The organism is Parabacteroides sp. AF17-28, from assembly GCF_003479205.1.
Classification (GTDB): Bacteria; Bacteroidota; Bacteroidia; order Bacteroidales; family Tannerellaceae; genus Parabacteroides; species Parabacteroides acidifaciens.
The window spans coordinates 70,107-79,137 of sequence record NZ_QUGV01000027.1 but is presented as its reverse complement, the minus strand read 5'-3'; the positions used below and the strand labels follow the sequence as shown (position 1 = coordinate 79,137).

The following is a 9,031-nucleotide window of genomic DNA, read 5'->3' as shown; positions in this document are numbered from 1 at the left end:
GAAGAACACGGGAGAATCGGAAGGGGTAGTGCGGACATATACAACCCAACTGACCTATCCGTCAGGCGGTTTTGAATCCGGCAAACAATACACCTACACGGCCACCTTGAAAGCCAACGGTATCACCTTTACGGGTGCAACGGTAACAAATTGGAATCCGGTAACATTCGAGAATGGTGAAGGCAACTTAACCCCGACAGAACCGGATAACAATTAAAACCGTGCAACAACATCCATCCATAATCGCCGGCCCATTATTGGCCTTCCTTCTTTTGTTCTCCTGTTCCTTCGGGGAGGAGATTCTGAAAGAAGAGATTCCTCCTGTTCAGCCGGAGGAAAAGATCGCCGTGTCGTTTAGCGGCAGGATCGACTTAGTCGAGACAAAGGCTGGGAATGAAGGTGCACCGGAAACGCCGGGTGAAGCGGCCACGACGCAGGCCCTCTGGGAGGATGTGAATGTCACGATCCGGGCCTATATGCAGCCGTCAATCAGTCAGCCCGCTATCGCGCCACAGTCCTGCCGGGATTATCTGGCTACGGGTGGCGGAGGCCTGGTGGTAAAAAACGGAGAAGAAGAGATGTTCCTGACAGCCGGAACCTATACGTTCTATGCCCTTTCGGTCAATGCTGCCGGGACGGCAACCGACTCCGTGCCGCCTGCACTGGCTACCGGTTCGCATTCGGAAACGGAAGCGTTAAAGAACAATACCGACTATCTCTATTGCGCTATAAGCAAGAAAATCATATCCAATCCGGACGGTGATAAACAAAACGTAAACCTTTCGTTCACCCGCTTGGCCAGCCGTATAAAAATCACCGTTACAAGCAAAGGTGGTACAGGCAGCGAAGAAATCATCAAGGCGGACGCCCCCAAGATCACCCTGCCGCTGACAAATCCGGCAGGCTCGAAGATCACTTTGGGAGCCAATGATCCCATCGGACAATACCCGGTAGCCTCAGATGGCCTCACTCTGGAAAGCACAGGCAACCTTACGGACGGCTTTACCGCCGGTTGCATCCTGCTTCCGATGCAGAAAGGCCAAAAGATTCCGGTCCGTATCGTCTTTCCGTCGATCACCTTCAACGGGTTGGCGGCACAGACCGACAAGCTCTATACAGCAGATGTCACCACTCCGACGGGAGGATTCGTTTCGGGGAAGCAATATAATTACACGGTTAATATTACCGGCAACCAGGTCGGGTTTACCGGATTATCCATTGAGCCATGGAATGTTAACGATGGGCAACTCCCTAACGGAAACATAACGGAAGATTTCGACTAAGACAAAAACAGGAAGGACGATGAAGTATCTAAAAGTAACATATAAGTTTGTGAGTTTGCTATTCTTCGGACTATGCATTGGCCTGGTAACCGGTTGTACGGATGAACAAGCGGTCGAAGGTCCGGACTCCGGCGTTATGTCGGAAATTCATTTTCAGACTTCCGCTTTCACTCGTGCGGATGGAACCAACTTGGAATCCGGTGCCCAAGTTCATGTCTATCCTTATCACCAGAAAACGGGTGTTACGGCGCCTATCATTACCGGTGGCAAAGCCTATACGGTTGACGGAGCGGATTTAGCACCGGCAGGTGAAGAAGCTACCGCCATGCTCCTTCCTTCCGGCACATTCGGATTTTATGCCGTATCGACTAATAGTTCAAGCGAGGCAGTCCCGACGTTTGATACGACAGCCGAAAACGGGATACCCTTTAAAAATGAGAACAATACGAATACAGGCAATGGGAATAAAGGCATCACGACCGATCTGAAAAATGGAGTAGACTACCTGTTTGCTTCGGCAACGCAGCAGATCCAGTATGGCAATGGGCAGAACATAGCCCTGAAATTCAAACATGTCACGACACAAGTCCAACTGACGATCGTATTCTCCGAAACAGCATGTGCAGTGTCGAACGACGCTGCTAAAAACTTTGCAAACGCGACTGTTTGCATACAACAAACCAGTACGGAGAAAGCTTATATGCGTTTATACGACGGACAAATCCGTTTTGAAAATATGACGGGGACAACACCTGTAGCTTGTGGTACTGCTGCCGCTTCTTTGAGCACATCCTCCATGCTTTCTATGACAGTAGATAAAGAAACGGCTACAGTGCCGATAACAGCTGTTCCGGTCAACCAGATAGCCATCTGTAATATGATGCCTCTGAAAGAAAGCAGCGGCCAGAAGATGTGGATACGTGTAGTTATTGAAGGATTAAAAGTGGGAGATGAGACAAACGCGACTACACACACCTACACCGGCGAATTGGAAGCGGCAAACGGTTGGAAGGCTGGTGAAAGCAACCGTTATACCTTGACGCTGTCAGGTGGTAAGGTTAGTTTTTCCGGCGCGACCGTACAACCCTGGGTAACCGGTTCCTCCGGTGGAGAAGTAGGAAACGTAACCGACAAAACGGAAACCGAGTAAAGAAATGCTGCTATGAGACAGTTATCTGAAATACTTATTGCTTTAGGCAGTCTCCTGTTGTACGCCTGTACTGCGGAAGACTACCCACAACCTGCCGGTGGGGAAACCGTTGAAGTCCGTTTCACCGCTATGGCCGGTTTCGCAACGACTAAAACGCCCACAGGTTCGGAGGGTCTCACACCGGAAGCCAAAGTAACAGTGCATGCCTGGAAAAACACTAAACCTTCGGGCTCGACAGCACCTGCTTATTCGACTAATTATAAGGTAATCATCAAGGAGGGAGCAGCCGACGTGCTGGAAACGGAGACTCCCATGAATTTACAAACTGGAGTGCCTTTCTTTTTCTATGCCTTGTCGACAAATGACGCCGTGCAAACAGTCCCGGTATTGAAAGAAGGTCCCCACACGGCTTCTTTACGGAACGGCGTGGACTATCTGATGGCAGTAGCCGATAACGGTGGCAGCGGATACACATTTAACAAGGAAACTCCAACCATCCCCCTCTCTTTCCGTCACTTGGCAACCCGGGTGGAACTGACGGTTTCTGCGGCGGACAAGGATGGTTATACAGCCGCCTCCGGGCTATCGGTAGGAATTGCGGCGATCGACAGCACCGGCAGTTATATCGACCTGTCTGCCTCTTTTACATCAGGCAATACTCCCTCTTCCATGATTTTCTGGCCCTCTTCCGAAACGGATGCCGCCACGGGAGGCATACCGCTCGACCAGCCGGATGGGCAGCGGAAAGAGGCACAGCCGTCCGATACGGATTCAAAAATATTCACCGTTTCTTTTATCCTGCTTCCGGTCTCTTCCTCCGCACAGGGCGTTCCCATGCAACTGGACTTTTCAGGGTTAAGTTTCGAAGAAAACGGAGCAAACCCGGTTGAAAAGAAAAGTTATACGGCTGAAATCATGGCAACCGGCGATGGGGTGTTGACACTGAAAGGGGGCTATACCTATAAATATGAAGTCAAGATCGCCCGCTATTCGGCCACATTCGGCGTACCTAAAGTGATTCCCTGGGAAGTACAGGGGATGGATATAGACCACATGGAAGAGGTAACAATAACAGAATAAAGATATGAAGATAAATTATATACTACTGATGATTCTCTTGCTGGCCATCTCTTGCCGGCAGGAGGAAGAGATAGACGGGGCTACTTTATATCCCGTCGATTTCAACTTGCCCGGAATAGAGGTTATCACCCGCGTAGCAGAAACAGAAAGCCTGCCTTCGGATGCCCCCCTCACCATTGCCGCCTACAATTCGGACACGCATGAGCTGGCAGCCCAGGGTAACTATCAGGTGTCGGACGGTTCGCTCGTTCCGGCGGACAACGGCAAGCCGCTTTACCTGGCAGCAGGCACGTATGACTTTTGTGCCGTTTTTCCCGCCCAAACACTTGCCGACGATGGCAAGTCGGCTACGATCAGTCGGGGAACAGACCTTTTAGGTTCCGTAACCCGGGCGCAGATGCAGCCGAAGGAAACAGTTATTACACTTGATGACCTTAGCCATCTGGCTTCACAAGTAAAATTTACTTTACGGCTGGTCTCTACGAACACGACGCTCAAAACTTTCAAGGTAAAGACTATCGTAATCGGTGATATGGTAAAATCCGGAAAACTGTTATTGCCGGACAACAAACTGTATATTCCGGGAACGGAGGTTGCAGACCGCTACGAGTCGTTGACAATCGACAATTCCGACGGTACCCTATTCAATTATTCAACTACGGCGCCAAGCGGACAGACCGGCAGTCATTATAATACCCAGAAAGAGCCTTTGCTGGTTTTTCCGAGGGCGGCTGAACCTTTTACGATTACGGTAACGGTGGAATCACAGGAAGAGAAAGAGGCATCTGCAAACTCTAAAACATACCGCGCCACCATCCCGAACATTGCTTTTGAACCTGGCAAGCAATATCAGTTTATGGTGAATTATGGTTGGGATTATATGAATTTCACGGTATCCATATCCGCATGGGATAGCTATAACAATACCCAAGACGAAACCGGTAGCGGGGAACAGGAAATCGCATCGTCCGTTACGGTGGATGAATGGGGAACTCCGGTCGATTTAGGGGGAAATTTAGGAGGAGAATGAACCATGGAGAAACGTTGTGAATTTTATATCGGCTTGCTGCTTCTGTGGATACTTTTAGTAGGAGGCTGCACGAAAGCAGAAGTTCCGGACAGCGTCGGCGACGAAACGGACGGCTTGGTTCCGGTTGTGTGTACTCTCCACCAAGAGGCAGTCACTGTTGTACAGATGTCGGACACGGAGAGCGATACAAAAAGTGAGGTTACAAAGGCCGGCGGTGATGAGATAATAAACGACCTGACCATCCTGCAATTTGCAAGTAAAGATAATAATGCATCGTGTATTACTTCACGTTACCTCTATAAACCGGTTCCGGAAGCGGGAACAACCGACCAGTATTCAATCGGTTTGCGTGCAACGGAGAATGAAAGCTATATCCTGTTTATTGCAAATGCAGGAAATGTTTTTGCCTCTTATGAGAACATGAATAAAACCTTGGGCGATTTTAGACAAGAGGCGATGGAACTGGACCAGAAGACAACTAATGACTTGAATATCCTGATGATTGGTGGACAAACAGTAACGATCGCCACGGGGAATACCAGTGGTTTAATATCAATCGTACTGAAAAGACCGGTAGCCCGTATCCACTTTACCTGGGAGGCGAAGCCGACCGTGACGAATACGCAATTTACGCCTTTAGCCTTGAAACTCCGGAATGTCCCGAAGACGTTTAAATATATGGACGCTGTAGAAAAAACAACGGAAGTATATCCGGCAAGTTCGGCTGAAAATTTCAAGGACTATACTTCAATCGTTGACCGTATAGACGAAGGTTTCACTTGGTATATCCCGATGAACCGCCGGGGCATAAAAGAAGATAAAGTGATAAAAGCGTGGGAAAAGACAGCCGGAAATGCCCCGGATGAGTATTGTACCTATATCGAATTGAGCGGCATCTTCCGTACCCCGAATATGCCGGACCAGTTGGCGACCTACCGTTTTTATATAGGAAGCCATACGGAACAAAACGGAACAGTCAACTACAACAATTACGATGTCGAGGCAAACGGGGCTTATGACGTAAAAGCCACAATCGTAGGAGTCAACACATTCGACCTCCGGGTGACGAAAAAGAATTTCGTCTATTCGGAACCAGCCAATTGTTTTATGGTATCTCCCGAAGCGGGAAGCGAAGTGTCGTTCAGCCCATACAGAGCGCCGGGCGTGGATGTGGCGGGCAGCGGAATCGTCTACACAGACCGGATGATAGAAGACCGGTATAGCAAGATAGCCGGTGTCAAAATCCTGTGGCAGACATCGGAGAACCTGATTACTGCTACTATCGCCCAAGGTATGATAAATGTCGTCCCTAATCAAGACGGCACCTCCGGCAATGCCCTGATTGCCGCATACAGTGAGGCGAACGAGATTCTTTGGAGCTGGCATATCTGGGTGACACCATACGCACATATTATTAATGATAACCGGGTAGATGTGTTGGTGGGAACACGGCAATCCTATAACGGGCAGGAATGGATGGACAGGAATCTGGGAGCCTCCAATACGTTAACGCCTGCTGTTCCGGAATTGATGTATCAATGGGGTAGAAAAGATCCGTTCCTGAAAAATTATTATACAAGTAGCACAGTTCCGACAACTGCCCCGTTAACCTCATCATTGAAGGAGCCGAATGTCTTTTATAAAGTAGCGGATGGCAGTCCCTGGTATAAAAAAAGTACGCAAACCGCACGTCTATGGCAGGACAACGTGCGAACTGTTTTCGATCCCTGTCCGTACGGTTGGCGCATACCGCAGAAGGGCAGTTGGGATGGTTTTACCCAGAATGTGAATTTTTTCACATGGCGTGCGGATCGGTATTCTTCTTACAATTTCGGATCGGGAGATGTTGCCATCTACCGGTTGGGAGGAAAAACAGCATATGATACCGGAAATTCAAATCTTCCTTCTTCTGCTTCTTCCGCCAGTGAAGGTTATTTATGGTCTTCCACAAATTCCGAAGGGAGTAATAATGCTTACTGTCTGTACCACCAAAGTCTGACAGCATCCGGAAATCAATCAAACGGAACAGTCAATCCTAATGCTTTATATAGCCAATCCTATGGCTTTCCGGTACGTTGTGTAAAGGTCAAAAATAATTAGTAATGGAAAAGAATCGATTAAAATCAGCAATCCGGTTTGCAAGCGCCTTATTGGGAGGAATACTTCTGGTAGCTTGTAGCCGGGAGACAGATATGTCTATAGTTGAAAAATACAGGACTGTAGAGTTAACGGTTAGTATGCATGTGGCGAGTTTTCTAAATTCTGCTGTTACCCGTACCCCGGAATCGCCATTACCTGGTGACCTGGGCGATGAAGAAAACAGGATTCACAATATTACAATTTTCCAGTTTGACGGGACCGGCGATGATAGCGACCCGTTGGTGGTACTACGCTATGCCGATTCAAATTTGGATAAACTGAATTTGGGATTGATGCAGCCTATAAGCAATCCCGGTAAGCAGCAGTTCCTTTATTTTGTAGCAAATACAGAAAACTTACAAAACTTTTCCGGGACGTATGGTGAGTTGCGGCAACAACTGATTTCGGTTAATGAGAATGGTAAATCGGATGGTCTCATGCCGATGACGGCCTCATTGGTGACTGCTATCAATCCACAACAGCAGAGCCTATCCGTAAAGTTTAGCCGGAAATTGGCCAAGATTAATGCCACCTGTTCCATTGCTTCGGGTTTTTCGTTTACTCCTGTCCGTTTACAATTAAGAAATGTTCCCAAAACAACCAGCTTAATGAATAGGTCTGAAACCGTGCCGGAAGCTACATCCGAAAAATTCCAGAACTATCTTTCCGTGTCAGAAAATATAACCGGAGGATATACCTGGTATATACCCGAAAACAAGCGAGGAAAAGGAACGGCGACCGGAGAAAAAGATAAAACAGATACGACCGCACCCAACGGACAGGGAGAGTATTGCACGTATGTCGAAATCAGCGGATTGCAGAATGATGGAATTGCCCCAAAATTAGTTTCGTACAGGATTTACCTGGGGAATGACAATGTTTCGGATTACAACGTCGAATCAAACCGGATTTATAATGTCGATTTTTCTCTTGCCGGGATGAATACGGCTGATAAACGGATACAAGTCGTAGAATTACCGGCGCCCCGTGATGCTGCTAATTGTTATATGGTTTTACCCGGAACAACTGTTTTGATTAATCTGTTGGTTGCTCCCGGTGCTGCGGTTTCAGGCATTGCTGACTATGCTACCTGTGTAGGTACCGCAGCTTCCTCTAAAATTAAAAGTATTGGAGTGGTTTGGCAAACGGCCGATACTCCCGACGGGCTGATACAAGACCTTACCTTTTTTGAAAGTACCGGTCAGGCATTGTTTAAAGCCTCTCCCGGAGCCTCCGGCAACCTGTTGCTTGCAGCATACAGTGAAGCAGGGCAAAAGGGAGATATACTCTGGAGTTGGCACATCTGGATATCCGATTATGATCCGGGCAAAGGAGCCACTACAGGCGAGGTCCCGGGTGGAAATGTTTATTATATCAGCCAAGATGGAGGAACCTGGATGGACAGGGATTTAGGGGCAACGACAGCTACACCCGGAGCCATTACAACTATCGGCTATGCGTATCAATGGGGTAGAAAAGACCCGTTCCCTTTAAGTAATGGCATTTCTTCCAACATTCTCCGTCCTTTATATGATGGGGAAGGAGATTATTTAAGATCTGGAACAGTCATAGAAGGTAGCGATAATCAAGCAAATTTGATACAAAAAGCGATTGCACATCCGGATGTATTTTATACGGATAATAGTAGTAGCGATATGGAAAAGGGAAAATGGTGGACAGAGTCGACTACTTATCCTTTATGGACAAATGATACAAAAACGATGTTTGACCCTTGTCCGGCTGGTTGGAAGATACCGTCTTCAGCTTTTATTGGAAAGATGACAGGTTATACTATGCAAAATTGGAATACTACGACACGCGGAGCCTATTATCGTGGTATATCCTGGTATCAGTATTGCGGTTATTTGAGTTACATGAATGCAGGAATAGGAGAACCCGGCAGTACAAGCGTTTACTGGTCGTCGGCCCCTCTCAAAATGTATCAACTAAGTCAAAATGGTGGGCAATTATCTTCTTCCAATCGTCATTTAGGATTCGGATTTATCGGACGGTGCGTAAAAATACAATCAACAAATTAACTAACAGCAATGAATAAAAAAGAACTATCACAAACCCTTTCCCACCGGTTGGGAATTACTTGTAAAGAATCTCAGCAATACCTCGACACCTTGTGCGACGTCTTTAACGAAGAGTTGCGGAAAGGTAATTCCATTTGCCTGCAAAACTTCGGCCAGTTCAGCTGCTGGGAGCAACCCGGCCGCATGGGGCGTAACCCGCGTACAGGCGTTCCAGCCCCCATCCCTCCCCGCAAGAGTGTCAAATTCAAGCCGGGCAAGGGGCTGATGAAAATTCTGAACCCTTGAACGCAGATCATTTATTGTTTTAAAA

Annotated in this window: 8 protein-coding genes; all 8 read left to right on the top strand. The window is 47.7% G+C overall.

What is annotated here, in order from left to right; all coding sequences use genetic code 11:
• Window positions 1–217, top strand: a 217-nt coding sequence (locus tag DWW90_RS20540) for a fimbrillin family protein (RefSeq protein ID WP_199662208.1), incomplete at its 5' end; no start/stop codon positions are given.
• Between the two features lie 4 nt (window positions 218–221).
• Window positions 222–1,283: a fimbrillin family protein gene (locus tag DWW90_RS16940; RefSeq protein WP_158582862.1), complete on the top strand. Its 1,062-nt coding sequence runs from the start codon at window positions 222–224 to the stop codon at window positions 1,281–1,283.
• Between the two features lie 19 nt (window positions 1,284–1,302).
• Window positions 1,303–2,433 carry a fimbrillin family protein gene (locus DWW90_RS16935; protein ID WP_122345823.1) on the top strand — a complete coding sequence of 377 codons (1,131 nt, stop codon included), beginning with the start codon at window positions 1,303–1,305 and terminating at the stop codon, window positions 2,431–2,433.
• A gap of 12 nt (window positions 2,434–2,445) precedes the next feature.
• Complete coding sequence (locus DWW90_RS16930; RefSeq protein ID WP_122345822.1) at window positions 2,446–3,513, top strand: fimbrillin family protein; 1,068 nt, start codon at window positions 2,446–2,448, stop codon at window positions 3,511–3,513.
• A gap of 4 nt (window positions 3,514–3,517) precedes the next feature.
• On the top strand, window positions 3,518–4,543 hold the full coding sequence (locus DWW90_RS16925) for a fimbrillin family protein (RefSeq protein ID WP_122345821.1): 1,026 nt from the start codon (window positions 3,518–3,520) through the stop codon (window positions 4,541–4,543).
• A gap of 3 nt (window positions 4,544–4,546) precedes the next feature.
• Complete coding sequence (locus DWW90_RS16920; RefSeq protein ID WP_122345820.1) at window positions 4,547–6,643, top strand: fimbrial protein; 2,097 nt, start codon at window positions 4,547–4,549, stop codon at window positions 6,641–6,643.
• Window positions 6,644–6,645: 2 nt separating this feature from the next.
• Window positions 6,646–8,721: a DUF4906 domain-containing protein gene (locus DWW90_RS16915; protein WP_122345819.1), complete on the top strand. Its 2,076-nt coding sequence runs from the start codon at window positions 6,646–6,648 to the stop codon at window positions 8,719–8,721.
• A 9-nt stretch (window positions 8,722–8,730) separates the two neighbouring features.
• A complete protein-coding gene (locus DWW90_RS16910) occupies window positions 8,731–9,006 on the top strand; it encodes an HU family DNA-binding protein (RefSeq protein ID WP_122345818.1) in 276 nt (91 codons plus the stop codon).
• Window positions 9,007–9,031: the final 25 nt, after the last annotated feature.

Bases quoted from the DNA above. Each gene is read 5' to 3' on its own strand.
- DWW90_RS16910 (WP_122345818.1), top strand. From the start codon at position 8,731: ATGAATAAAAAAGAACTATCACAAACCCTTTCCCACCGGTTGGGAATT.
- DWW90_RS16925 (WP_122345821.1), top strand. From the start codon at position 3,518: ATGAAGATAAATTATATACTACTGATGATTCTCTTGCTGGCCATCTCT.
- DWW90_RS16915 (WP_122345819.1), top strand. From the start codon at position 6,646: ATGGAAAAGAATCGATTAAAATCAGCAATCCGGTTTGCAAGCGCCTTA.
- DWW90_RS16920 (WP_122345820.1), top strand. From the start codon at position 4,547: ATGGAGAAACGTTGTGAATTTTATATCGGCTTGCTGCTTCTGTGGATA.
- DWW90_RS16930 (WP_122345822.1), top strand. From the start codon at position 2,446: ATGAGACAGTTATCTGAAATACTTATTGCTTTAGGCAGTCTCCTGTTG.
- DWW90_RS16935 (WP_122345823.1), top strand. From the start codon at position 1,303: ATGAAGTATCTAAAAGTAACATATAAGTTTGTGAGTTTGCTATTCTTC.